The organism is Natrialba aegyptia DSM 13077 (genome assembly GCF_000337535.1).
Classification (GTDB): Archaea; Halobacteriota; Halobacteria; order Halobacteriales; family Natrialbaceae; genus Natrialba; species Natrialba aegyptia.
The window spans coordinates 21,924-45,576 of sequence record NZ_AOIP01000032.1 but is presented as its reverse complement, the minus strand read 5'-3'; the positions used below and the strand labels follow the sequence as shown (position 1 = coordinate 45,576).

Genomic DNA, 23,653 nt, shown 5'->3' with positions numbered 1-23,653 from the left:
GCATGACCAAGCCGGGACCGGGAACGACGGACGGAGCAGAACTGGCCGCCGGGTCGGAGGTAGATACCGCCGACCGCGGGACGAGAACGGGGGAGACGGGGACGGATCTCGCCGTCCACCTCGACGGAATCACCAAGCGATTCCCCGGCGTCGTCGCGAACGACGACGTCGATTTGCGCGTCGAACGGGGGAGCGTTCACGCCTTGCTCGGCGAGAACGGCGCGGGGAAGACGACGCTGATGAACGTCCTCTACGGGCTCTACGAACCGGAGGCGGGGCGTGTCGTCGTCGATGGAACCGAGCGCGGGTTCGGCTCGCCGCAGGATGCCATCGACGCCGGTATCGGGATGATCCACCAGCACTTCATGCTGGTCGACTCCATGACGGTCGCCGAGAACATCGCCCTGGGGAACGAGCCGACCAAGTGGTTCGGCATGGCGGTCGACCGCGAGCAGATCGCCCGCGAGATCGACGACCTCTGCGATCGGTACGGGTTCGATGTCGATCCCGAGGCGACCGTCGAGGACCTGAGCGTCGGCGTCCAGCAACGCGTCGAAATTCTCAAAGCGCTGTTTCGCGGCACGGACGTACTGATTCTCGACGAACCGACGGCCGTCCTCACACCCCAGGAGGTCGAGGACCTCTACGACGTGCTCGACGAACTCACTGCCCAGGGAAAGACGGTCATCTTCATCACGCACAAACTCGAGGAGGCGACCCACGCAGCCGACGCGATTACGATTCTCCGGGACGGCGAATCCGTGGGGACGGTCGCGCCCGAACGCACGGACCGCGAAGACCTGGCCGAGCGCATGGTCGGTCGCGAGGTGCTTCTCGAGGTCGACGCCGACCCCGTCACGACGGGTAAGGTCGTCCTCTCGACGCGGAACGTCGCCGTCGAGGACGCTCGCGGCGTCGATGTCGTCTCCGGCATCGATCTCGACGTTCGCGCCGGCGAGATCGTTGGTATCGCGGGCGTCGACGGGAACGGCCAGGCCGAACTGATCGAGGCGATCACCGGCCTCCGAACGCCCGATGCGGGAACGATTGCCTACGAAGGCACGGACATCACCGACTGGTCTCGCCGCCGGCGGATCGACGCCGGCATGTCCTACATTCCGGAGGACCGCCACGAGCGCGGGCTGGTCATGCCGTTCGACCTCGTCGAAAACAGCATCCTCGGAAGCCAGCGTTCCCCCGAGTTCGCAGCCGACGGCCGCATCGACTGGACCGCCGTCCGCGACCACACGGACGACCTCATCGACACCTACGACGTCCGACCGCCGGACGCCGACGCCGATGCCAGCTCGTTCTCCGGCGGGAACCAACAGAAGTTCATCGTCGGCCGCGAGTTCGAGCGCGATCCCTCGCTGGTTATCGCGACGTATCCCACCCGCGGGGTCGACATCGGGTCGACCGAGTTCATCCACGACCGACTGCTCGAACTCCGCCGGGAGGGAGTCGCGATCGTGCTGGTTTCCTCGAAGCTCGACGAGGTGCAGGCGCTGTCCGATCGGCTGGCCGTGATGTACGAAGGCGAGTTCATCGACGTCACCGACCCGGATGCGATCACCGAAGAAGAACTCGGATTACTCATGGCGGGCCAGCAGGTGGACGAGACCGGAAAGGGTGCCAGCGATGCTGGCACGGTCGGAACGAACGGCGGTGAGTCGCGATGAGTTCGGATTCGGATGCGCCCGGTCGGATACGGCGACTCCTCGAACGGCTTGTCCGGGCGTCAGCCATGGAACGGATCGCCATTAGCGTCGCGGCGCTGTTCGCAGCGGTGCTCGTCGGCGGTGCGTTCGTCTTCGTCTCGGGCGGCGTCGCCTCGTGTCGGTCCGGACTCGACATAGCCGGCGTGACGTTCTGTTACAACCCGATGCAGGTCTTCTACGAGCTGTTCCTTGGGGCGCTTGGCAACCCGCTGCAGGGTGGCTGGTCGCCGACAAACTTGAGCCTCGCGAAGACGCTCCAGCAGACGACGCTGCTGATCTTCGCGGGATTGTCGGTCGCGGTGGCGTTTCGCGCTGGCCTCCTCAACATCGGAACACAAGGCCAACTCGTTATCGGCGGGTTCGTGACGGCCATCACCGTCGTCTTCGCGGAATCGATCGTTCCTGGCGGCCTGGTCGGGATGCTCGTTCTCATCCCCCTCGGCGTGCTCGCGGGCGCGATCGGTGGCGGCCTCTACGGCGCGATTCCGGGAGCCCTGAAGGCCTACGCCGACGCGAACGAGGTGATCACGACGATCATGCTCAACTTCGTCGCGGTCGGTATCACGTCGACGCTACTGTCCTGGCAGTTCCAGGATAACAACAGCACTACCGCACAAACTGCGCCGGTCCCGGAGTACGCCGAGGTTCCGACCATTCCGTACATCGGATTCGACGAACGGGTGGATTTTTCGCTGCTCGCGCTCGGGTTCGCCGTCGTGCTCATGCTCGGCATCGCCTGGCTGTTCTCCCGCACCTCGTTCGGCTACGAACTCCGCACGAGCGGCATTCAGCCGGCCGCAGCCGCCTACGGCGGCGTCGACGAGAAGCGCATGACCGTCGCGACCATGTCGCTTTCGGGCGCACTCGGCGGCGTCGCCGGCGCGTTCTGGGTGCTGATGGTCCACGGACGGTGGCTCAAGAACGTCCCGTCGATCGGGTTCGATGGGATCGCCGTCTCGGTGCTGGCCGGCAGCAATCCGCTGGGCGTCGGCGCATCGGCGTTCCTGTTCGGCATGCTCGATAGCGGCAAGAGCGCAATCGGCTCCGCGACGAACGTGCCGCCCGACCTGGTCGGCATTCTCTCCGGGTTGATCATCCTCTTCGTCGCGATGCCGGAGTTCTTCCGCATGATCGGGACGCGGTACGTTGACGTTCGCTCACCGAAACCCGCCAGAGCCGACGGGGGAAGCGTTCCCGACGACAACAACAAGGTGGCCGACGAATCCGGGGGTGAGGACGATGCGTAAGCGATTCCGCCGCACGCGCGAGTTCATCGGTCGACACCCGCGCGCGGCGAGTCTGAGTGCCGTCGCCATCGTCCTGGCGTTCCTCTGGGCGACTCCCGCGAGCTGGCAGACCTCGACGCTCCGGCTCGCCGTGCCGATCGCGCTCGCGGCGATCGGCGGCATCTTCGCCGAGAAAAGCGGCGTCATCAACATCGGTATCGAGGGCCTGCTCATCGTCTCGGCGTTTAGCTCGATCATCGCGGTCTACTGGCTGGGCGACGGCGGCGCGACGATGGGCGTGTCGAACCTGTGGTGGGGACTGCTGGTCGGCATCCTCGTCAGCGTCCTGTTCGCGCTGATCTTCGCGATCGTCTGCATCGAGTTCAAGGCCGACCAGATCATCGCCGGTCTCGCGATCTGGCTCATCTCGCTGGGGCTCGCGCCCTTTGCGTCGCGGATCGTCTTCGGCAGCCCCAACACCGCGAGCGTCGCGCGCTTTGGAAGCGTGACGGTCCCCGGACTGTCGGAAATTCCGATCGTCGGCTATCTCCTGTTCGATACGGAACCGCAGGTCTATCTCATGCTGGCCGGCACGCTCGCGGGCTGGTACCTGCTCTCCAGAACCACCTTCGGCCGCTGGGTCGTCGCCAGCGGCGAGAATCCGAAGGCGCTCGATACGGCCGGCGTCGACGTTCGCAAGGTCCGGTACGCTGCGGTGTTGCTCTCGGGCGTCTTCGCCGGCCTCGGCGGTGCCGGCTTCGCGCTCGGCACCCTCGGGACGTTCGCCGGCGGCGGCGACACGGCGATCAACGGCCGCGGGTTCATCGCGATCGCGACCTACCTCCTCGCGAACTACCACCCCGTCGGTGCCGTTCTGAGTTCGTTCCTCTTCGCGGGACTGAACTCGCTCCAGACTGCACTGCAGTCGGCCGGCTACGCGATCCCGACCGAACTGATTCGCACGATCCCGCACATGTCGGTCATCGTCGTCCTCGTGCTCGTCGGCCGGACGCGGTTGCCGGACGCCGCCGGCGACCACTACGAGTCCGGCGAGGACTGATACGGTCTGCCGTAACGATTTACCGGCGCAACTGTCTGTCCTGCGGTTGCGCCGGAAATGACTTACAGCAGTCCGTATGAGCCGGGTAGCACGGTGGATCCCATTCCCTGGACTGGATCTGGACCTAGACCTGAAGAGCGGTCGATGCCTTCTTGCGCTCACTCGCGGTACTATCCGGTGTGACTCCGCACGACGACAGCAATAGCGTCGCCACCGATCACCGTACCGCCCTCGTCGCGGCCGCCCGCGACGCCCAGTCAGCCGCCCACGTCCCCTACTCCGAGTACCGCGTCGGTGCCGCACTCGAAACCGAAGCCGGCGACGTCTTCGTCGGCTGCAATCTCGAAAACGCCAATTTCAGCAACAGCCTCCACGCCGAGGAGGTCGCCATCGCCGAAGCGGTCAAGAACGGCCACCGCGAGTTCAGTCACCTCGCCGTGAGTTCCGACCGACGAGACGGCGTCACGCCCTGTGGGATGTGCCGGCAGACGCTGGCCGAGTTCTGCGACGACGAACTCGTGGTGTGGTGCGACGAAGGAGACGTGAGCGACGAGAATACCGACGACGAAGCGGATGTGACTGCGATTCAGGTAACCGAGTACACGCTCGGTGAACTCTTGCCGAATACGATCACCGAGGAGACCCTGGAGTAGCCGGCTTGTGGCTCGAGCGCCGACGCTACCGCTCGAGTTCAGCGCGAAGGATCGTTCGATGGCAGCGTTTTTTCTCGGTGTTTTCGTAGCAGACGAGCGCCAGGTCCTCGCCGTCGTCGAGCCGCGTCGAGAGGGCCGCGAGTGCCGTCCGCGCCTCGTCGGCCGTCGCGAGGTGCTCGCGGTAGGCGTCTCCGAACGCGACCTGGTCCCACGCGGCGTTGTGGGCTTCCTCGTCGCAAATGCCGCGCATCTTGAGGTCCTCTTCGGCGGTGCGGATCGCGTCGAGCAGGTCGGCCGGCGGCCCGAGTTCGGGAACGTTCTCGTCGACCGCGGCGTGAAACCACGAGGTCGGACTGCGGACGACGCCGACTCGCGTCGCGTCCGCGGGCACGTCGGCGAACTCGTGCTGGAGCGCGGCGACGTACGTGTCCGTGAGGGTTCCGCGTGCCATACCCATCGATACGGCCGCCCCGCATTTATATACGGCGTCGGTGCGAATCGCCGCCACTCGATGACCGGCGACAGCGAAGACCCGAACGCAGACGTACAGTACCATCTCGAGGTCAGCGGCGCGGACGTGGCCGATACCGTCCTCCTGCCCGGCAATCCCGAACGCCTCGAGAAGATCGTGGCCCACTGGGACGACCACGAAATTCGCGCTCACCACCGCGAGTACCGGACCGCGACCGGCACCTACGAGGACACGCCCATTTCGGTCACCTCGACCGGAATCGGCAGCCCGTCGGCCGCGATCGCCGTCGAGGAACTGGCCCGCGTCGGCTGCGAGACGTTCATTCGGGTCGGCTCCTGCGGGGCGATCCAGGCCGACATGGACGTCGGCGACCTCGTTATCAGCACCGGCGCGGTCCGACAGGAGGGCACGAGCGACGAATACGTCCGCGAGGATTACCCCGCGAGCGCGGACTACGAGGTCGTCTCCGCACTCGTCGCCGCCGCCGAACGACTCGGCTACGACTACCACACCGGCATCACGATGAGCGCCGACTCCTTCTACGCCGGCCAGGGCCGTCCCGGCTACGACGAGTTCGAAGCCGCCGGCGCGGACGACCTGATCGATGAACTCGTCGAGGCGAACGTCAAGAACATCGAAATGGAGGCGAGTTCGATTTTCACGCTCGCGAACATCTACGGGCTGCGCGCCGGTGCGGTCTGTTCCGTCTACGCGAACCGTCAGACTGGCGAGTTCAGAACGGAAGGCGAGTCCCGTGCGGCCGAAACGGCGACGCTTGCGACGCACTTGCTCGCAAGAATGGATGCGATCAAGCGCGAGGCGGGGGCGGATCGGTGGCATCCCGGGCTCTCGCTGGAGTAAGCGGTCTGTATCCGTATCCGATTTGCGGGTGGTCTCAGTCCCGGATACGAACGAGTTCGTCTTCGAAGACCTTCCGGTTCGGGATGATGTACTCCTCGGAGTTGTCTTCGATTTTGGTGACGAAGAGGTCGACTTCCTGGACGATACCGGCCTGGTCGCCGATACGGACCCGATCGCCGATTCCGTAGGGCTGGTTGAGCAGCAGGTAAATCCCTGCGGCACTCGAGATCAGGAAGTCCTTAAAGACGACGGAACCGACGAAGACGAGGCCGAGTGCGTAGACGGCAAGCAGGATGAGCAGTGGCAGGACGTAGACGCCGATCTGCCCCAGTGCGATGAGAAAGGCGACGTACAGGACGGAGTACTTGAGGACCCGAGGAATAAGCGAGGCTTCGGGGAGTTTGACGCTGCGAAGATACTCACTGACGGCTAACTCCGCCTTGTCCGCGACGATGAACCCGAAGATGAGCACGAGGACGGCGATGAACACCTGCGGGATGTACTCGACGACGCGAATCCAGAACGCCTCGGTGTCGAGTAATTGCGCGATATGAATCGCCGTCAGAACGGCGATCCCGTAAATGAACCACGAACTCAATCTGGCGACGATGTCGACCAACGAGGTACCGATCGACTGGGCGGTGCGCTCGAACGGCGTCCCCTCAACGGCTTCTGGCACACCTGAGGCCGAGAGCAGTTCCTTGTTGAGTCGACCGACCAGGTAGCCGATGACCAGCCCGAGTACGAGCACCGCCGCAGCTATGACGGCCGGCTCGTCGATAAGGGTCTGCCAGTTCATGTCAGTACGCCTCCGGATCGACCTCCATGATGAGCTCGCCGGCCTTGAACGCCCGGACGAGCCCATCGCTTTCCGACAGCACGATCGTGATCGCGTTCGTATCGCGCGTGATCGCGCCGCCGGCCATGTGGCGTGCGCCGAGCCCTTTCGGAATGTCGACACCCTCCGCGGATGGCTCGAGATACCGATAGGCTGAGACGATTTTCCCCGCATCGGAGATGACGAACGCGCCGTCGAGCCGAGAGAACTCCTTCAACATGACGTTCACGATCGGATCGCCGACGTGAACGTGTGACTTCTCGAAGGGGTTGTACGACAGCGGCCGAGACTTGTTCATCACCTTTCCCGCATCGCCGACGACGAAGAGTGCTCCCACCGGCTTGCCCTTCTGACCCTTCTTGCCGAGTTCAATCGCGAGTTCGAGGACGGCTTTGATGACGGTCGGTTCGGCCCGCGACTTCGCGAAGAGGTCGTAGATCCCGGTCCGGTCGTCCGCGTTGGCTCGCACGCGCGAGATGGTGTCGATTTCGTCCCCGAAGACGCGCGTCGCACAGACGAGTTCGTCGCCGTCCTCGATAACGTCCTGCTCGAGCGCCCCCTCGAGGCCGAAGCTGATCCGTTCGGCAACGTCCTCGAACTCGAGGGGGAGTTCGACGAACGTCTCTGCGCCGACATCGTTGGTGGTGGCGACGACGAGTACGTCGAGGTCGTCGGCTGTTTGACAGCGTTCGTAATCGGAGCTACTCGGTGAAAAGAGAGCGACGGCATCGGCGTTCGAGAAGAGCTGCCCGAACACATCGTCTAACCCGGCCATTGCTCATACAAGCCGTTTCCGCGCGAATAAGCGTTATGGAGCGTCAGACGTATGTCTGCCACAGCAGGCTGTGCTTTAATCGTGGAGCAGTCACTATGGGAAGGTCATCGCTATGCGGGCGGTTGTGATCAGGGATTGTGATCAGGTTTCCCCACCGGATGGAGAGCGAAACGACGCACCGGAATCGAAGCTGGTGAGATCGTCGATACGCGCCTCCAGGGCTTCGATTTCTCGCTGCAGTTCGTCGGTTTCCTCGTCCGTCCCGGTGAGTTGATCCTTGAGCCCCTGCAGTCGCGATTCTTTCTCTTCCTCATCGACCTCGGCTTTGCGGACGTACTCGCTGCGTTCGATCTCGTACACCGCGGATTCGGCGAGTTCAGTCACCGCGAGCGCCTCGTCGACCTTCGCCGGGTCCACGCTCGTGACGCGCTCGGGGTCGATTCCGGCGTCCGCCAGGACGGTCAGTACGTCCTCGTCGTCCTTGAGCGAGCGATTTCGGCGGGCAGTCCGCTGGACGGACCCGTATTGTCCGTTCACCGGGTGATCGTGGTGGAGTCGATCGAGCAAGACGGCACTGACATCCTGTCGAAGGTCGTCGGCGTTTCGTTGCACGTCCGAGAGGAGCGTATAGAGATTGACCAACGCCGCCGTCTCCATCCCGTCGAGTGCGGTTGGATCGTGTCGCTCCAGAGCGTCGATCAACAGCAGGGCGTCGGCGTAGACGGGGAGTTCGGGCTCTTCGCGCTCCGTGCGCTTTGTGGCGGCAGCCGAACCGGACTCGAAGCCGACATCTGTATCGACGAGCGGAGAGCCGGATGGCGTGTCGGTTTCGGTCAGCGTTCCAGCCTTGTCATCGAGTTCAAACTGCGGATGAAGACTGAGCACCGTCGCGTAGGGTTCCGCCTCCGAGGGAAGCCGATCAAGACTGAAGCCGCCGGCCGCGTCCTGAACTCGTTGAAGCAGCGTCTCGAACTGTTCGCGTTGCAGCGGAACCGTCTCAGATTCGCGTTTGTACTCGACGAAAAGCCGGTGTTCCTGCGTCTCAGTTATCCGGAAGGGGTCCCGCGAGAGTGGCGTGAGGAGTGTCGCATCGGGTGGTAACTCCGCGACGGTCTCGAGAAGGGTATGCCAGCTCGTGGTGCCCGGCATACCCTTGTCTTATCGCGCGTGTGGCAAAAGGCTGCCGACATTATTCCGACTCAAATATCTCGTATTTATACACAGAGTCGGGAAAGTATAATAGATGAGACAGTGCAGGACCGGATTCGAATCGGAGCAAGACGGGCTCTCACTGCGTTTTGCAGGGTTCGAACCCGCTGATCGCAGTCTCCGCTCACGATGTTGTTCGCGGAGAATGCGCGGGACCGGATTCGAACCGGCGGACCCCTACGGGACAGCGTCCTAAGCGCTGCGCCGTTGGCCTAGCTTGGCTACCCGCGCGCACCTTTCGCTTTTCACGAATCCAGTAAGTAACTGTCGGTCCGGACGGCACCTCGTGACTTCCCACTACTGATGTTTCACCGGCTCTTCGGGCGACCAGTCCGGTGGAACGATAAAGGTCACGTGCTCGGCATCGCGAAGTTGGTGTAGCTCTGCCGCCTGCTCGGCTAACGATCGGTCTCGGTACGGCATCTCGAGACCACAGCCGGTGCAGACGAGCTTGCAAGTTGGCTCCTTCATGACGGGACGCAGGTCCAGCCCGTACCGAGACCGGAACCCAACGGTGTTTCTCACTTGGCGATTCTCGGGCTTTAGTAGTTGTCTCCTAGTGAAACCCAGGCAGAACGGCCGATTCGGCGACCTGTTCGTAGCTGGCTCTTGGCGCAAGTAGCGCGCTATTGGGATTCACAACGATCTGAAACAGACCCGTTCCGAGGGCCACTACACTGATTCTCCATTACACATACTCCAGTCACCCACCGACTACGACGGTCCACGTCCCGACTACCCCGCCCCTGTTCGCCGACGCTCACGTCCGCAGATTTATTTCCGGTGGTGCGCTACCTCGCCCATGCACAGCGCCCGCGATCGCATCGAGTACGATACCTGGCTCACCGAACTCGAGCAGATCGCCGACCGACTCGACCTCTCCAGCGACGCTCGCTCCTGTGCTACTGAACTCTTCCTCGGCGACGTACCGCCGGAAGACCGCTCGAAACGGGCCGTCCTCGCTGCGAGTATCTACGCCGGCTCGCTCGTCGCCGGGGATGGCCGAACGCAGGGTGCCGTTGCCGACGCGGCGGATGTCTCTCGCCTCTCGATCCAGACCCGCTGGAAGGACCGACTGGCTGCAGCCGGTCTCGAACCGCCCAACTGGTAACGCGATTGATTGATCAGAACCGACGCCTGTCCACACCACCACGCCACCGACCGTTACCGACCGTAAGTTTACGATACATGGCTGGAAAGACGGTATTAGTAGCCCCCTGTAATTTCCATTGGCGATAGAACTGCCGAGTTCACTCGATTCGGTTCGAGTTCAGTGCAGTCCGTGCAGATTCCGCGACGGACACGGTCGGTGACTAGTCGCCGTCGAGAACGGTGCCGTGTTCGTCGATTTCCCCGTGGACAATTCGGGTACTGGAGATGATATCGCCGTCGTCGGCACGCAGGTGCGGGACGACGACGACCTCGAGCGGGTCGTGGCCGCGCTCACGGCGAATCTCATTGATCCGTTCGCCGCCGGATCTGGTCTCCGGCGAGACGACCAGGTAGTCGAACTGAGGTTCAGTCGCGATGCCGGTCGGTTCCTCGAGCCGTCGGATTTCGAACGAGCGATCGTGCTCGGTTGCGATCGCTTCGAGTTCGGTTTCGAGGTCGGCCCGTCGGTCGTCGAACGACCGGACCGTTCGCTCTACATGTCGTGTCTTCGGGGCGAGTTCGTCGCTGGTTAAGCCGACAGTGACGTCTCCGAGTTCGAACGCCCGTTCGAAGAGCCGCCGGTGGCCGTCGTGAACGGGGTCGAACGTCCCACCAAGCGCGACGTCCATACCCCACCTCACTGGCGCGGCCCGTATAAAACGGTCGCATCCGGAAACGGGTGAGCGAGACGAGCGATACCCGTAATTCGACGATTGTCGATATCCGCCTTCGAATTGTTTTTAGTGAATGCCCACACTGTCCATGGTATGGGACTTGATGAGGACGCGCTGGAGTACCACCAGACTGATCCGCCGGGGAAGATCGAAATTTCGACGACGAAGTCGACGAACACGCAGCGAGACCTCTCGCTCGCGTATTCGCCGGGGGTTGCTGCGCCCTGCCGAGAGATCGACGACGACGAGACCCAAGCGTACACGTACACGGCAAAAGGGAACCTCGTCGGTGTCGTCTCGAACGGCTCTGCCGTGCTCGGACTCGGTGATATCGGTGCACAGGCCTCAAAGCCCGTCATGGAAGGCAAGGGCGTCCTGTTCAAACGCTTCGCCGACATCGACGTCTTCGACATTGAACTCGACGAGTCGGACCCACACGAGTTCGTCGAGGCGGTGAAGATGATGGAGCCGACCTTCGGCGGGATCAACTTAGAGGACATCACGGCACCGTCGTGTTTCACGATCGAGGAGCGCCTGCGCGAGGAGATCGACATTCCGGTGTTTCACGACGATCAGCACGGGACGGCGATCATCTCCGGTGCTGCACTGCTCAATGCGGCGGATATTGCGGGTAAGGATCTCGAAGACCTCGAGATCGTGTTCTCGGGAGCGGGCGCGAGCGCCATCGCGACGGCCCGGTTTTACGTCTCGCTCGGCTGTCGCGCCGAGAACATCACGATGTGTGACTCCTCGGGTATCATCACCGAAACTCGGGCGCAGGAGGTCAACGAGTACAAACGCCAGTTCGCTCGCGACATTCCCGGCGGCGATCTCGCGGACGCGATGGAGGGAGCGGACGTCTTCGTCGGCCTCTCGGTCGGCGGTATCGTCTCCCAGGAGATGGTCCGGTCGATGGCCAGCAACCCGGTCATTTTCGCGATGGCCAACCCAGATCCCGAAATCGGCTACGAGGAGGCAAAGGCCGCCCGCGACGACGACGTCATCATGGCGACCGGCCGCTCTGACTACCCGAATCAGGTCAACAACGTCCTCGGGTTCCCCTTCATCTTCCGGGGCGCACTCGACGTGCGCGCGACGGAGATCAACGAAGAGATGAAAGTCGCCTGCGCCGAGGCGCTCGCCGACCTCGCCCGCCAGGACGTTCCCGACGCCGTCGTCAAAGCCTACGGCGACGAACCGCTCCAGTACGGCCCCGACTACATCATTCCGAAGCCCGTCGACCCGCGCGTGCTCTTCCAGGTCGCCCCGACGGTCGCCGAGGCCGCGATCGAGTCCGGCGCTGCCCGCACTGACTTCGACCTCGACGCCTACGAGGAAGAACTCGAGGCCCGCCTCGGCAAGTCCCGGGAGATGATGCGCGTCGTCCTCAACAAGGCAAAGAGCGACCCCAAGACGGTCGCGCTCGCCGAGGGCGAAAACGAGAAGATGATCCGGGCGGCCTACCAGATTCAGGAGCAAGGCATCGCCGCACCGATTCTCATCGGCGACGAGTCAGAGATCCGCCAGACCGCATCGAGCCTCGGCCTCGAGTTCACGCCGCAGGTCGCGGATCCCTCGGTCGGCGACTACGAGGCGTACGCCGACCGCCTGCACGAACTCCGCGCACGCAAGGGTATCACGCGAACGGAAGCCGGCGAACTCATCGAGGGCGATTCGAACTACTTCGGCAGCGTGATGGTCGAACAGGGCGACGCTGACGCACTCTTGACGGGTCTCTCCCATCACTACCCCTCGGCGCTGCGGCCGCCGCTGCAGGTGATCGGCACCGCGGACGATGTCGACTACGCCGCCGGGGTCTACATGCTCACCTTCAAGAATCGCGTCGTCTTCGTTGCCGACGCGACGGTCAATCAGGCTCCCGACGAGGAGGTCCTCGCGGAGGTCACCAAACAGACCGGCAAACTCGCTCGCCGGTTCAACGTCGAACCGCGCGCCGCACTGCTGTCGTACTCGAACTTCGGCAGCGTCGACAACGACGGCACGCGCAAACCGCGTCGCGCCGCGACGATGCTGCAGGACGATCCCGAGGTCGACTTCCCCGTCGACGGCGAGATGCAGGCGGATACCGCCGTCGTCGACGACATTCTCGAGGGCACCTACGGCTTCTCCGAACTCGAGGAGCCGGCGAACGTGCTCGTCTTCCCGAACCTCGAATCGGGGAACATCGGCTACAAACTCCTCCAGCGTCTCGGCGGCGCGGACGCCATCGGTCCGATGCTGGTCGGCATGGACCGTCCGGTGCACGTCCTCCAGCGCGGCGACGAGGTCAAGGACATCGTGAATCTGGCGAGCGTCGCGGTCGTCGACGCACAACAGGAGTAGCGACGAGCACCGGCGTTTGGAAGGCGAATTCTTCCGTTCGAAACGGTTGGACAGGAGTGCTGTCCGATCAGTATCTGTTCAACTGTACTGGTGGACACTGTGTGCGGTTCCGACTGTTTTCGGCGGATTGTCCGGGATAGTCGTCTGCGTTCAGCAGTAGTCTACGCATCAATGGCGAGTGATGTGGTAACATTTAACATACTACTCCGAGAACTACGTACCGAGGGGGAGCCACGATGACTCTCGAAACCGTTTCCCGGTACGATCCGACTCGGAGTTTCGAGGGTGGTGATCATGCCGTAGTTATCGGGGCCGGAATGGCCGGTCTGTGCGCGGCTCGAGTTCTCGCCGACGGGTTCACCGAAGTCACGATCGTCGAGCGAGATTCGCTGGCCGACGAGCCAGTTGCCCGTCGCGGGGTTCCCCAATCCCAACACATCCATGTCCTTCTTGAAGGAGGACGGGCCACGCTGGAGGACCTGTTTCCGGGCTTCGGCGAGGAACTGCTCTCGGCTGGCGGCGTGTCACACGATGCCGCGCGTGACGTAAAATTCTACATGGAAGGTGATTTTCTCGCAAACGGTCCCCGGCGCTGCACCGTGTACGGTGCGACCCGGCCACTGTACGAGCAGGTAGTACGCGAGCAGGTCGCTGCGCTTGAGGGCGTTCACTTCCGCTCGAACAGCCAGTTCACTGACTACCTCGTTACGGATGCAGCAACGAGCGTAACGGGCATTCTGGTGCAGGATGAAGGCGGGGAGACGACGGCGATTACTACCGACCTGACCGTTGATGCCACCGGCCGTACGAGCCGGACCCCGCGGTGGTTGGACGAGCACGGGTACACTCGGCCGTCCATTGACGAGGTTCGTATCGACGTGGCCTACAGCAGCACCACTGTCGAGCGTCCTGCTACCGACCGCCGCGGTATCATCGTGACACCCTCACCGCAGCGCCCTCGCGGCGGCACGTTCGTCCCCGTCGAAGGCGGACGATGGGTGATGACGTTGTGGGGGATGCACGGTGATGCTCCCCCGACCGATCCGGCGGGCTTTGCAAACTTTGCAGCCAGTCTTCCCGTTCCCGACCTGAAGCGGATGCTCGACGACCAGCCGTGGCGAACCGACGATATCGCACACTACCCGTTTCCGTCCAACCTTCGCCGCCGATACGAGGACCTTGACCGATTCCCGGAGGGACTGATCGTTATCGGCGATGGGGTCGCCAGCTTTAATCCCATCTACGGCCAGGGCATGTCGGTTGCGGCCTTCGAAGCCGCCCAGCTCCAACACGCGCTCGCGGCGGATAGTCACACGAATCTCGCGCCTCGATTTTTCGACCGAATCGAGGAGACGGTGGATCTGGCGTGGAACTTGGCGGTCGGTAGCGACCACCAGTTCCCCCAAACCGAGGGGCCGAAACCGCGCGGAACGGATTTCCTGAACTGGTATCTATCTCGCTTTCTTCGGAAGGCCCACACCGACGGCGAACTCTGGGAACTCTTCTTCAGCGTGCAAATGATGGAGAAACCACCGACCGCACTACTGCGCCCCCGCGTCGTCTGGCGCGTGTTCAAGCCATAGGTGAATACAGACCGCGTGCTCTTCGTTCCCGTGAAGCGAATACCGCATAGTGGTCGCGATAGCTTCTGCCGTGTTGAATAGTGCTAGGCCGGACGTAGAGCGGATCACAGAGCGATTCTATGATGATTAGAGAACTGAACTGTCAGACGTCACTCCTAACGCCATGCTATCGGCTGATTCGATCACGATTCAATACGGTGTTTGCGAGCGCAGTAAACGATTTCTTCGGACTGCCACCGCGCTCTCGTCGCCCACTCTCACAGAAGCGCTTAAAATGGATGTTGAACGTCTCATAGCGACTCTGAGAACTAACGACTTGCTATGGTAAAATAGAGATACCCGCTGTTAGTCGGAGATATGGACGAAACAGCTATAGACACCCATGTTGACCCTGGCTTTGGTCATTATGACCCGAATAGAAGTTGAAGAGGAGGTAGAACTGTTCGTCCAAGACTGGGGATCTGGTACTCCGTTCGTGTTTGTCCACGGATGGCCACTGAACCACAGAATGTTCGAATACCAGTTCATCCAACTCCCGAGGGAGGACATCCGGTGTATCGGTATCGATCTCCGTGGCTACGGACGATCTAGTAAACCGTGGAGTGAATACGACTTCGATACGTTCGCCGACGATCTCAAGACGGTTCTCGATGAACTCGATGTCGATGACGTAATACTTGTGGGTTTTTCAATGGGCGGCGGGGTGGTAACCCGGTATATGCACCGACATAACGAAGAATATATACGAAAACTTGTTTTGCTTGGTGCTGCGAGCCCTCTCCTGGCCGAAAAGCCCGACTTCCCGGAAGGCATCGATAAAGCTGCGTTCACGGACCTCGCTGAGGGATGCTACCGCGACCGACCAACGGTAAGTAGTGACTTCACCGATTCCATGTTTCATTCTGCACCGAGTCCTGCGCTGAAAGAGTGGTTCCAGAGTATGAGCATGGAATCATCGCCGCAAGCCATGGCCGATTCCATCGAAGCGGTCGGTGACATGGATCTGCGTGCTGACCTCACGGACATCTCTGTTCCGACGCTCATCTGTCATGGCGTTCACGATCAGGCTTGTCCGTTCGAGCTGACGGCGGAGAAACTCCACGATGGAATTGCAAACACGGAACTCGTTCGCTTTGAGGAGAGTGGCCATGCACTCTTCTACGAGGAAAAGGAGAAACTCAACCAAGAGTTGATACAATTCGGTAAATAATTCATTCGCAGTCGTTTCTAAACGTTTTTCTCCAGTGCCTGGGTCGGTAGTTTAGTGAAGACTCAGGCGAAGAAACGATCCCAGCATGCAAACCGCTCCCTGGAGTCACCTCGCCGCTGCTTTCTCCCCGGCACCACTCACCGGTCGACTCGCACAATAAATCGCCGGTATTTAGCCGGTCTCGACCGTGGCTGTTGCTAGAGCCCGCTATGGAACCGCCACACCGACCTCGATCTCGTCGATCCCGAACCCGCCCTCGCTCTCGAACCTCCCCTGCCGACGGCGAGGCGAACGCGTCGCGACGCCGTTTTCTCGGCGCGACCGCGACTGCAACCGCCGCGGCGACGGGCCTCGCCGGCTGCGTCGACCTGCCGAACACGCTCGGCGGCCTCGTCGACGGCTCCGAAGACGTCTCCCTGTTCCAGAACGACCTGCGGCGACTCGGCTACTACCCCGACGAGGTCGTCCCCGACGCCGTACACGTCGACTGGACCTTCCCGATCAACTACGTCGGCCACACCGCAGCCAAATCTAGCCCCCTCCCGACGCCCGACGGCGAGACGATCCTGTTCGCCGGCGACACCGGCCGCGTTCACGCCTACACGCCCGCGGGCGAACTCCGCTGGACGACTCAAACCGGCGCGACCGAACTCGGCTTCCACGGCTCCCCCGCCATCGTCGGTGATACCGCCTACATCGGCGGCTACGACGGCGACCTCTACGCGCTCGACACCGACAGCGGCGACACCGTCTGGCGCACCCGCTCCGCCGAACTCGACGGCGCGCTCGCGATCGGCTCGAGCCCGGCCTACCACGACGGCACGCTGTACGTCATCTCCGAATTCGCCCCGCCCTCGAGCGGTGCGCTCTGGGCGATCGACCCGAACACTGGCGACCCAACCTGGAGCGACGACCGCATTTGGGGGCAGGCCCATCCCTCGCCGACGATCGACCTCGACGCCGGACGGATACTCGCCGGCTCGAACGACGGTGCCGTCTACTGCTGGGAGTTTCCCGAACTCGAGTTCAGTTGGCAATACCAGGCCGACGCGGACGGCGAAGAAGCCGCGGATGGTGCGTTTCGGAAGGGTGCCCAGATCAAGGGGACCGTCGCGGCCCACGACGGCTACGGCTACGTTGGCAGTTGGGACAACAACTTCTACTGTCTCGATCTGGCGGACGGCGAGGAGGAGTGGGTGTTCGAGACGGGAGCGTCGGTGATGTCGAATCCGGCGGTCGATGTCGAAGAAGATATCGTCTACATGGGAAGCGACGACAACTACGTCTACGCGCTCGATGCCAAATCCGGCGAGGAACTGTGGTCGACGGACGTCAACGGGCGCGTCATCGGGGCGCTGACGGTCACGGCCGAAACGGTGCTCGCCGGCTCGTACGATTCGCACCTGTACGCACTGGACAAGGAGACCGGAGACCGTCGCTGGCGCGTCGAAAACCGCGGGCGGGTCACCAGCGCTCCAGTTCCCGTCGACGGGCGGATCTACTACGCCGAGCGCGGCGTGATTTCGAATTACTACGACGATGACGAGGAGACGACGCTCGAGGAACCGGGGCACGCGTACTGTCTGGTCGCCGACGACTGAGACTCAGTACCAGTCTCGCCGGTACGAAAGCGTGCATTCAAGTATTTGCCGGGATTGTTCCCGCGTATGCAAGATCAGGGACGCTCTACGCGAAAGCGAACCGGCGGTCGACTGAAGAACGTTCGCAAGCGCCGAAAGGACGAACTCGGCCGACTGCCGACGGAGACGCAGGTCGGCGAACCGCGCTTCCGGACCGTCGATGTCCGCGGTAACGACACGAAGACGCGTGCACTCGCGACGGACGTTGCAAGCGTCAATACCGGCGACGAGACGGTCGCCGCGGACATCGAGGACGTCGTCGAGAACGACGCGAACCCGAACTACGTCCGCCGAAACATCATCACGAAGGGTGCCGTTATCGCGACCTCCGAGGGTGAGGCCCGCGTCACGTCCCGGCCCGGCCAGACCGGCCAGGTCAACGCCGTGTTGCTCGATAACTGATCGACGCCGACTCGATCCTCTTCGACGCTGGTTCCGTAGCTCCAGCAGTGGCCGAATCCGACGCCTATTCTGTGGCCCTGTCGGATCCCTGTCGGCAGCCACGAACGAATCAACTGCTGAGAACTGCGACCGGTTGCAGACGGGACAGCAGGACCAATACGCGGTGACTCGTCGCACCCGTCCGCTCTCGCTACGCCGACGATTTGTTTTCAGGGTGCCTCTCTCACGCCGACACCCGCACCGGTCACTACCGAAGGGATCGGTGGGGTCGGTTATTTTATAGTAGCGCCTTGCTAACTAGTACGTATGCTCGCTCCGTTCGCCGCCGTCCTCTCGTTCATTGTCGTGCTCGCGGGGACCCTCTGTCTTTACGAGTTCTTCCTGTACGATGCGGACGAGAAGGCGGCGGCCCCTGTCCGGTCGCGCATATATCTCGGTTCCGTCCTCCTCTTGGTGTTACTCGGCGTGGGCGGACTGGTTGCGATCGCCACGAATGCCGTCTCCCAGATGACGGTACTCGGACTCATCGGTATCTTCGGGGCGTTCCCGGCGTTCGCCCAGTACCTGTTTCACCGACAGATTGACGCCGAGACGGGACCGCTGGCCCGTCGCGTCTCCGACCGCTGGTCGTGATCGTGGATTGCACACCGGATTTCAATTGAATTCGAGTCAAACCCGCCGCGGCGGAACAGTGCGGAGAACGAACGCTGGCGCCCGGAGAACCGGTTAGAGTTACGATTACGATTAGGGCCGCGGAGCCGCCTTCTGCAACGCCGTCTCGGCGATGTTCCCACCGTAGTCTGCGCTTCGCGAAAGCGAGTCGACGATCAGCCCGAGCGACTGGGCCTGGACGGGATCGAGTTCACGGAGCATGTCGTCGATCGTTCGGGTATGTTCGTCGATTTCGACGACGGCCTGGCGGGCGGCGTGTCCCAGCCGATTCGCTTCTTCGGAGTCGTCGGCGACCAGCGCGTCCATCGACTTCTCTAAGACGTCGGCAGCGTCCTTGTGAAGCGCAACGACCGCCTCGGCGACCGATTCCGGAATCTCCTGGAGTTTGAGCGCGAGATTGCTGATCTTGGTGGCGTGGTCGGCGATGCGCTCGAGTTGGCGCGCGCTCGAGTGGTAGTCGAAACAGTCCTCGCGGGGTACGCCGAGTTCTTCCGCGGCGCGCGGGGAGCGAAGCGTCGCCCGGAAGATGCGCGAGACGACGAGCCAGAGTCGGTCGACGTCGTCGTCGCGCTGGATCACGTCGAGTGCGATGTCGTCGTCGTTCTCGACGAGGGCGGTGATCGCATCCGCGAGCATCGAACTCGCGATCAGGCGCATGCGCGAGACGGCGTTGACGATCGAGAGTTCGGCGGAGTCGAGCAGATCCTGGATGACGACGCTGTCGTTCGTCTCCTCTAAAACTTCGACGCCGACGAGGCTCTGCGTGGCGTTCCGAATCGCCCGCCGCTGGTCGGTCGTGATCCGGGTCGCCTCGAGCCGGATGAGGTCGAACCCGCTGACGTACATGGTCATCACGGCCCTGGTCAGGCGTTCGCCTTCGAGATCGGAGACGTCGAGCGTTCCTTCCTGGCGCTCGGTGTCGCTCGCCGGCGTGAGCAAGAGCGCATCGTCCTCGGGATAGAACTCGACTGTCGTTCCGGCCTCGACATCGTTTTCGGTCGCCCACGTCTTGGGCAGTGAGACGGTGTACGTCGACCCGCCGGTCACCTGAACCTTCCGCGTTTCCATACCGGAGGTGTTTGAGCGTTCGAATATAAATACTCTGCTATCTATAGAGATCAATGCCAACTATAAAACGGGCGTGTTGGGACCAGAAACGCACTATTCACCGATGACGATGGCCATCAGAACGAATAGTGTGGCTGAATACATATAACTGAGGATCACTCCGGAACCGTTCCGTCTGTATGCGAGACGACAGCAATACAGTATAGACGTTCAAAGCTACGTGGAGACTACTGATTCGTAACGACTTCGTAATCGTTCGTCATCCAGGCGCATGGCGGGGGTGACGACTAGACTGGCTATCTAGCTCATTGCGGAAACTCAGGATGGATATTATATATAGATATATAGCCATCATAGTAGAGTACTTATTTAGGTGCTGGCGAGTCTTCAGTGATGTCGAGAGATACCACGGCGTCCTTGCCGACCGGACTCGGTCGGCGTGATTTTCTCGCCGCGGCAAGTGTTGCTCTCTCCGGCGGAATGGCCGGTTGTGCCGGTGTCTTCGCCGAAGAGGGCAATCAAGTGAATATCGCGGGAAGCAGTACCGTGTTTCCCGTGACCGAGGCGATCGCTTCCGCATTCTCCGAGGAAAACCCGACCGTCAACCTCTCGCTCAGTAAAACCGGGACCGGCGGCGGGTTCGGGAACTTCTTCTGTGCGGGACGGACCGACATTAACAACGCGAGTCGGGCGATCGCCGACGCCGAAATCGAACAGTGTGGAGAGAACGATATTACGCCGATCGAGTTCCAGGTCGCGACGGACGCGTTGACGGTCGTCGTCAATCCCGAGGCCGACTGGGTCGATTGTCTTACCGTCGACGAACTCCACGATATCTGGCGCGCCGGTGGAGCCGAGCGCTGGAGCGATATCAACGAAGACTGGCCCGACGAGGAGTTCGAACTGTACGGCGCTGCGACGACCTCCGGCACGTTCGATTACTTCAACGAGGCAATCATCGGCGAGGAGGAAAACCACCGAAGCGACTACCACGCGACCGAGCGCGACCGAACGATCGTACAGGGCGTGCAGGGATCGGAATACGCGATGGGCTACTTCGGCTTCTCGTATTACAGCGAAAATCCGAACTCGATCAAGGCGCTCTCGATCGACGACGACGGCGCTTGCGTGGAGCCCTCGATCGAGACGGCGATGTCCGGTGAGTATACCCCGCTCTCGCGGCCGCTGTTCATCTACGTCGCGAAGGAATCGCTCGCAGATCCAGCCGTCCGCGACTTCGCTCGCTTCTATATGGAACGAGCCGCGACGGACCTGGTCTCCGAAGTCGGGTACGTCCCGATCACCGAGGATCAACGCGATGAAAACGTATCGAAACTCGACGAGGCGATCGCCGAGGTGACCGAATGAGCCAGCCAGACTTCTCTCACGACGGCATCCGAACCGCGCGCGGCACGGCATTTCGCTATCTCTTCATGCTGTGTGCGCTCCTGTCGATCCTGACCACCGTCGCCATCGTCGCGACGCTTCTCATCGACGCGATCGATTTCTTCGCGACCGTCTCGCCGATCGAGTTCCTCACGGGAACGCGGTGGAGTCCGACGAACGACCCGGTCGCGTTCGGCGTGTTGCCGTTGATTTCGGGCACGTTGATCATTACCCTCGGCTCGGCGCTGGTCGCGCTGCCGATCGGATTGCTGACCGCGATCTACCTCAGCGAGTACGCCTCCGAGCGCCGACGAGCCTACCTCAAGCCGGCGCTCGAGGTGCTGGCTGGCGTGCCGACGGTCGTCTACGGCTACTTCGCGCTCGTCTACGTGACGCCGGCGCTGGACACGATCTTACCGCTCTCGACGTTCAACGCGCTCTCGGCATCGATCATGGTGGGAATCATGATCATCCCGATGGTGTCCTCGATCAGCGAGGACGCGATGAGCGCAGTCCCGGACTCGCTTCGACAGGCCAGTTACGGACTCGGGGCGACGAAGTTTACCGTCTCGACATCCGTCGTCGTGCCGGCAGCGCTTTCGGGAATCATCTCGTCGTTCATCCTCGCTCTCTCGCGGGCGATCGGCGAAACGATGATCGTCGCGATCGCAGCGGGGCAGACACCGCGGATGGTCGATCTGACCGATCCGGCGGGGATGTTCCTGGATTCGATCCAACCCATGACTTCTGCCATGGTCCAGATCGGAACCGGCGACATCGTCGGTCAGGGAGCCGCTTACAAGAGCCTCTTTGCAGTCGGGCTCACCCTGTTCGTCATCACCTTCGTCATGAACCTCGTCAGTGAACTCGTCGCCTCGCGCTACCGGGAGGTGTATCGCTAATGGCTGCCGATACGCAGGAGGCGTCGGTCGACTCCGGGTTTGGCCAGATCAGCCGTACGAAAGACGTGGCGTTCCGGCTGCTCGCACTGGCGGCGACGCTCATCGGCATCGTCTCGCTCGCGGCGTTGCTCCTGAACGTCGCCGTCGACGCGGTTGGCTGGCTCGACTGGGGGTTCCTCACGAACCCGCCCCATCCGAACCCGAACAATGCCGGATTCCTGCCAGCGCTCGTCGGCTCCATCGCGATCATGATCATGATCGCGCTCGTCACCTTCCCGCTCGGTGTCGGGGCTGCGATCTACCTCGAAGAGTACGCCAGTGACGGCTACCTCACGCGGTTCATCCAGCTCAACATCGCCAATCTTGCGGGCGTTCCTTCAGTTGTGTACGGTCTGTTAGGGCTGGGGCTGTTCGTGGGGCTCTTTAACATCGGCTACGGGTCGGTGCTGGCCGCGGCGTTTACCGTCGCCTTGCTCATCCTGCCGATCGTGATCATCTCGGCACAGGAAGCGATACGATCGGTCCCCGACTCGCAGCGACAGGCATCCTACGGGATGGGCGCGACGAAGTGGCAGACGATCCGGAACGTCGTTCTTCCACGGGCAATGCCCGGGATCATGACCGGGACGATCCTCGCACTCGGTCGCGCAATCGGCGAGACGGCACCGCTGATCATGATCGCGGCACCGACGACCGTCTTCGGGGTCCCGAACAGCCTTCTCAGCAAGGTTAGCGCCATGCCCTTACAAATCTACAACTGGGCGTCGTACCCGCAGACTGAGTTCCAGTACGGCGTCGTTGCGGCTGGCGTCGTGACGCTGCTCGTGATCCTGCTAACGATCAACTCGGTCGCGATCATCATCCGGAATCGATATCAACAGCGAACCTGACAATGACTAACAAACAGATGACGTCCTCGGAAACGGAACAGACTGACGACCAGCAGCCCAATCCCACGCCGGGCACCGATAGTCTCGCGGACCGCGGAACCGATATCGGCGTCGAGACGAGTTCACGAGACGATCCGGCGACGGTGCCCGACCGAACGATCATCGAGTCGCGCGATCTGGACGTGTACTACGGCGACGACCAGGCGCTGAACGGGATTTCGATGGAGATCCCCGAACAGCAGGTGACGGCACTCATCGGGCCCTCGGGCTGTGGGAAATCGACGTTCCTGCGCTCGATCAACCGCATGAACGACCTCATCGATATCGCCCGCGTCGACGGGGAGTTGTTCTTCCGCGAAAAGGACGTCTACGACGACGATGTCGACCCGGTTGCGTTGCGCCGGCGGATCGGCATGGTGTTCCAGTCGCCGAACCCGTTCCCGAAGAGCATCTACGACAACGTCGCCTACGGGCTCCGGGTGCAGGGCCAGGACGACAACTTGGACGAGAAGGTCCACACGGCCCTCGAACGCGCCGCGTTGCTCGACGAGGTCGAGGATCAACTCGACTCGAGCGGCCTCGATCTCTCGGGCGGCCAACAACAGCGCCTGTGTATCGCGCGGGCGATCGCGCCCGACCCCGAGGTCATCCTGATGGACGAGCCGGCGTCGGCGCTCGACCCCGTCGCAACCTCGAAGATCGAGGATCTGATCGAGGATCTGGCCGAGGAGTACACGGTGATTATCGTCACCCACAACATGCAGCAGGCGGCGCGTATCTCCGACAAGACCGCCGTCTTCCTCACCGGAGGAAACCTCGTCGAGTTCGACGACACGACGAAAATCTTCGAGAACCCGGAAAGCGATCGGGTCGAGGATTACATCACGGGCAAGTTCGGGTAGTCGACGATCGGCGCTCC

General features: G+C 62.2%; 22 protein-coding genes and 1 tRNA gene. 16 read left to right on the top strand and 7 right to left on the bottom strand.

Annotated features, from left to right (window positions below; all coding sequences use genetic code 11):
- The first annotated feature begins 2 nt into the window (after window positions 1-2).
- From C480_RS14240 to cdd, 4 genes are all read left to right on the top strand, one after another.
- Window positions 3-1,679 carry an ABC transporter ATP-binding protein gene (locus C480_RS14240; RefSeq protein ID WP_006666315.1) on the top strand — a complete coding sequence of 559 codons (1,677 nt, stop codon included), beginning with the start codon at window positions 3-5 and terminating at the stop codon, window positions 1,677-1,679.
- On the top strand, window positions 1,676-2,965 hold the full coding sequence (locus C480_RS14235; protein ID WP_006666314.1) for an ABC transporter permease: 1,290 nt from the start codon (window positions 1,676-1,678) through the stop codon (window positions 2,963-2,965). Before C480_RS14240 ends, C480_RS14235 begins: the two co-directional genes overlap by 4 nt.
- Window positions 2,958-4,004 (top strand): ABC transporter permease, encoded by a 1,047-nt coding sequence (locus C480_RS14230; protein ID WP_006666313.1) that lies wholly within the window; start codon window positions 2,958-2,960, stop codon window positions 4,002-4,004. The genes C480_RS14235 and C480_RS14230 overlap by 8 nt, the downstream gene beginning before the upstream one ends.
- 179 nt (window positions 4,005-4,183) lie before the next feature.
- A complete protein-coding gene (cdd, locus tag C480_RS14225) occupies window positions 4,184-4,657 on the top strand; it encodes a cytidine deaminase (protein ID WP_006666312.1) in 474 nt (157 codons plus the stop codon).
- A 25-nt stretch (window positions 4,658-4,682) separates the two neighbouring features.
- Here the strand turns inward: cdd and C480_RS14220 are convergent, their stop codons facing one another.
- Window positions 4,683-5,108, bottom strand: a complete 426-nt coding sequence (locus C480_RS14220) for a DUF488 family protein, N3 subclade (RefSeq protein WP_006666311.1) — start codon at window positions 5,106-5,108, stop codon at window positions 4,683-4,685.
- 60 nt (window positions 5,109-5,168) lie between these two features.
- On the opposite strand from C480_RS14220, the gene C480_RS14215 reads away from it, so the two are divergent.
- Window positions 5,169-5,990 (top strand): nucleoside phosphorylase, encoded by an 822-nt coding sequence (locus C480_RS14215; protein ID WP_006666310.1) that lies wholly within the window; start codon window positions 5,169-5,171, stop codon window positions 5,988-5,990.
- A gap of 34 nt (window positions 5,991-6,024) precedes the next feature.
- On the opposite strand, the gene C480_RS14210 is transcribed toward C480_RS14215, so the two are convergent.
- The 4 genes from C480_RS14210 to C480_RS14195 all read right to left on the bottom strand — a co-directional run bounded on the left by C480_RS14210 (window position 6,025) and on the right by C480_RS14195 (window position 9,043).
- Entirely contained in the window at window positions 6,025-6,789 is a 765-nt protein-coding gene (locus tag C480_RS14210) for a mechanosensitive ion channel domain-containing protein (protein ID WP_006666309.1), read from the bottom strand.
- Between the two features lies 1 nt (window position 6,790).
- The gene (dacZ, locus tag C480_RS14205; protein ID WP_006666308.1) at window positions 6,791-7,603 is read right to left on the bottom strand and encodes a diadenylate cyclase DacZ; all 813 of its coding nucleotides are present in this window, start codon (window positions 7,601-7,603) and stop codon (window positions 6,791-6,793) included.
- Between the two features lie 141 nt (window positions 7,604-7,744).
- Window positions 7,745-8,752: a hypothetical protein gene (locus C480_RS14200; RefSeq protein WP_006666307.1), complete on the bottom strand. Its 1,008-nt coding sequence runs from the start codon at window positions 8,750-8,752 to the stop codon at window positions 7,745-7,747.
- Window positions 8,753-8,958: 206 nt separating this feature from the next.
- Window positions 8,959-9,043: transfer RNA gene (locus tag C480_RS14195), tRNA-Leu, on the bottom strand.
- Between the two features lie 571 nt (window positions 9,044-9,614).
- Between C480_RS14195 and C480_RS14190 the strand changes: the two genes are divergently transcribed.
- On the top strand, window positions 9,615-9,923 hold the full coding sequence (locus C480_RS14190; protein WP_006666306.1) for a transcription initiation factor IIB family protein: 309 nt from the start codon (window positions 9,615-9,617) through the stop codon (window positions 9,921-9,923).
- Between the two features lie 202 nt (window positions 9,924-10,125).
- On the opposite strand, the gene C480_RS14185 is transcribed toward C480_RS14190, so the two are convergent.
- Window positions 10,126-10,593: a phosphopantetheine adenylyltransferase gene (locus C480_RS14185; RefSeq protein WP_006666305.1), complete on the bottom strand. Its 468-nt coding sequence runs from the start codon at window positions 10,591-10,593 to the stop codon at window positions 10,126-10,128.
- A 138-nt stretch (window positions 10,594-10,731) separates the two neighbouring features.
- On the opposite strand from C480_RS14185, the gene C480_RS14180 reads away from it, so the two are divergent.
- The 6 genes from C480_RS14180 (at window position 10,732) to C480_RS14155 (ending at window position 18,449) form a co-directional block, all read left to right on the top strand.
- Window positions 10,732-12,981 (top strand): NADP-dependent malic enzyme, encoded by a 2,250-nt coding sequence (locus C480_RS14180; protein WP_006666304.1) that lies wholly within the window; start codon window positions 10,732-10,734, stop codon window positions 12,979-12,981.
- Window positions 12,982-13,217: 236 nt separating this feature from the next.
- Complete coding sequence (locus C480_RS14175) at window positions 13,218-14,564, top strand: NAD(P)/FAD-dependent oxidoreductase (protein WP_006666303.1); 1,347 nt, start codon at window positions 13,218-13,220, stop codon at window positions 14,562-14,564.
- A 406-nt stretch (window positions 14,565-14,970) separates the two neighbouring features.
- Window positions 14,971-15,774, top strand: a complete 804-nt coding sequence (locus tag C480_RS14170) for an alpha/beta fold hydrolase (RefSeq protein ID WP_049903767.1) — start codon at window positions 14,971-14,973, stop codon at window positions 15,772-15,774.
- Between the two features lie 209 nt (window positions 15,775-15,983).
- The gene (locus C480_RS14165; RefSeq protein WP_006666301.1) at window positions 15,984-17,375 is read left to right on the top strand and encodes an outer membrane protein assembly factor BamB family protein; all 1,392 of its coding nucleotides are present in this window, start codon (window positions 15,984-15,986) and stop codon (window positions 17,373-17,375) included.
- A 66-nt stretch (window positions 17,376-17,441) separates the two neighbouring features.
- Window positions 17,442-17,816, top strand: a complete 375-nt coding sequence (locus C480_RS14160) for a 30S ribosomal protein S8e (protein ID WP_006666300.1) — start codon at window positions 17,442-17,444, stop codon at window positions 17,814-17,816.
- 306 nt (window positions 17,817-18,122) lie between these two features.
- Window positions 18,123-18,449: a hypothetical protein gene (locus tag C480_RS14155; protein WP_006666299.1), complete on the top strand. Its 327-nt coding sequence runs from the start codon at window positions 18,123-18,125 to the stop codon at window positions 18,447-18,449.
- 111 nt (window positions 18,450-18,560) lie between these two features.
- Here C480_RS14155 and C480_RS14150 read toward each other — a convergent pair whose 3' ends face one another.
- Window positions 18,561-19,556 carry a phosphate signaling complex PhoU family protein gene (locus C480_RS14150; RefSeq protein ID WP_006666298.1) on the bottom strand — a complete coding sequence of 332 codons (996 nt, stop codon included), beginning with the start codon at window positions 19,554-19,556 and terminating at the stop codon, window positions 18,561-18,563.
- Between the two features lie 393 nt (window positions 19,557-19,949).
- On the opposite strand from C480_RS14150, the gene C480_RS14145 reads away from it, so the two are divergent.
- The 4 genes from C480_RS14145 to pstB are packed head-to-tail and all read left to right on the top strand — an operon-like array spanning window position 19,950 to window position 23,636.
- Window positions 19,950-20,924, top strand: a complete 975-nt coding sequence (locus tag C480_RS14145; protein WP_049903724.1) for a PstS family phosphate ABC transporter substrate-binding protein — start codon at window positions 19,950-19,952, stop codon at window positions 20,922-20,924.
- Window positions 20,921-21,844, top strand: a complete 924-nt coding sequence (gene pstC / locus C480_RS14140) for a phosphate ABC transporter permease subunit PstC (RefSeq protein ID WP_006666296.1) — start codon at window positions 20,921-20,923, stop codon at window positions 21,842-21,844. Before C480_RS14145 ends, pstC begins: the two co-directional genes overlap by 4 nt.
- Window positions 21,844-22,734, top strand: coding sequence for a phosphate ABC transporter permease PstA (gene pstA / locus C480_RS14135; protein ID WP_006666295.1), 891 nt, complete (start codon window positions 21,844-21,846; stop codon window positions 22,732-22,734). The genes pstC and pstA overlap by 1 nt, the downstream gene beginning before the upstream one ends.
- A 2-nt stretch (window positions 22,735-22,736) precedes the next feature.
- Window positions 22,737-23,636, top strand: coding sequence for a phosphate ABC transporter ATP-binding protein PstB (gene pstB, locus C480_RS14130; RefSeq protein ID WP_006666294.1), 900 nt, complete (start codon window positions 22,737-22,739; stop codon window positions 23,634-23,636).
- Window positions 23,637-23,653 lie beyond the last annotated feature (17 nt).

What these genes read in the sequence shown, in the direction of transcription:
- C480_RS14240 (WP_006666315.1), top strand. Translation starts at nt 3, where the DNA reads ATGACCAAGCCGGGACCGGGAACGACGGACGGAGCAGAACTGGCCGCC.
- C480_RS14235 (WP_006666314.1), top strand. Translation starts at nt 1,676, where the DNA reads ATGAGTTCGGATTCGGATGCGCCCGGTCGGATACGGCGACTCCTCGAA.
- C480_RS14230 (WP_006666313.1), top strand. Translation starts at nt 2,958, where the DNA reads ATGCGTAAGCGATTCCGCCGCACGCGCGAGTTCATCGGTCGACACCCG.
- C480_RS14220 (WP_006666311.1), bottom strand. Translation starts at nt 5,108, where the DNA reads ATGGCACGCGGAACCCTCACGGACACGTACGTCGCCGCGCTCCAGCAC.
- C480_RS14215 (WP_006666310.1), top strand. Translation starts at nt 5,169, where the DNA reads ATGACCGGCGACAGCGAAGACCCGAACGCAGACGTACAGTACCATCTC.
- C480_RS14210 (WP_006666309.1), bottom strand. Translation starts at nt 6,789, where the DNA reads ATGAACTGGCAGACCCTTATCGACGAGCCGGCCGTCATAGCTGCGGCG.
- dacZ (WP_006666308.1), bottom strand. Translation starts at nt 7,603, where the DNA reads ATGGCCGGGTTAGACGATGTGTTCGGGCAGCTCTTCTCGAACGCCGAT.
- C480_RS14200 (WP_006666307.1), bottom strand. Translation starts at nt 8,752, where the DNA reads ATGCCGGGCACCACGAGCTGGCATACCCTTCTCGAGACCGTCGCGGAG.
- C480_RS14190 (WP_006666306.1), top strand. Translation starts at nt 9,615, where the DNA reads ATGCACAGCGCCCGCGATCGCATCGAGTACGATACCTGGCTCACCGAA.
- C480_RS14185 (WP_006666305.1), bottom strand. Translation starts at nt 10,593, where the DNA reads ATGGACGTCGCGCTTGGTGGGACGTTCGACCCCGTTCACGACGGCCAC.
- C480_RS14180 (WP_006666304.1), top strand. Translation starts at nt 10,732, where the DNA reads ATGGGACTTGATGAGGACGCGCTGGAGTACCACCAGACTGATCCGCCG.
- C480_RS14175 (WP_006666303.1), top strand. Translation starts at nt 13,218, where the DNA reads ATGACTCTCGAAACCGTTTCCCGGTACGATCCGACTCGGAGTTTCGAG.
- C480_RS14170 (WP_049903767.1), top strand. Translation starts at nt 14,971, where the DNA reads ATGACCCGAATAGAAGTTGAAGAGGAGGTAGAACTGTTCGTCCAAGAC.
- C480_RS14165 (WP_006666301.1), top strand. Translation starts at nt 15,984, where the DNA reads ATGGAACCGCCACACCGACCTCGATCTCGTCGATCCCGAACCCGCCCT.
- C480_RS14160 (WP_006666300.1), top strand. Translation starts at nt 17,442, where the DNA reads ATGCAAGATCAGGGACGCTCTACGCGAAAGCGAACCGGCGGTCGACTG.
- C480_RS14155 (WP_006666299.1), top strand. Translation starts at nt 18,123, where the DNA reads ATGCTCGCTCCGTTCGCCGCCGTCCTCTCGTTCATTGTCGTGCTCGCG.
- C480_RS14150 (WP_006666298.1), bottom strand. Translation starts at nt 19,556, where the DNA reads ATGGAAACGCGGAAGGTTCAGGTGACCGGCGGGTCGACGTACACCGTC.
- C480_RS14145 (WP_049903724.1), top strand. Translation starts at nt 19,950, where the DNA reads ATGTCGAGAGATACCACGGCGTCCTTGCCGACCGGACTCGGTCGGCGT.
- pstC (WP_006666296.1), top strand. Translation starts at nt 20,921, where the DNA reads ATGAGCCAGCCAGACTTCTCTCACGACGGCATCCGAACCGCGCGCGGC.
- pstA (WP_006666295.1), top strand. Translation starts at nt 21,844, where the DNA reads ATGGCTGCCGATACGCAGGAGGCGTCGGTCGACTCCGGGTTTGGCCAG.
- pstB (WP_006666294.1), top strand. Translation starts at nt 22,737, where the DNA reads ATGACTAACAAACAGATGACGTCCTCGGAAACGGAACAGACTGACGAC.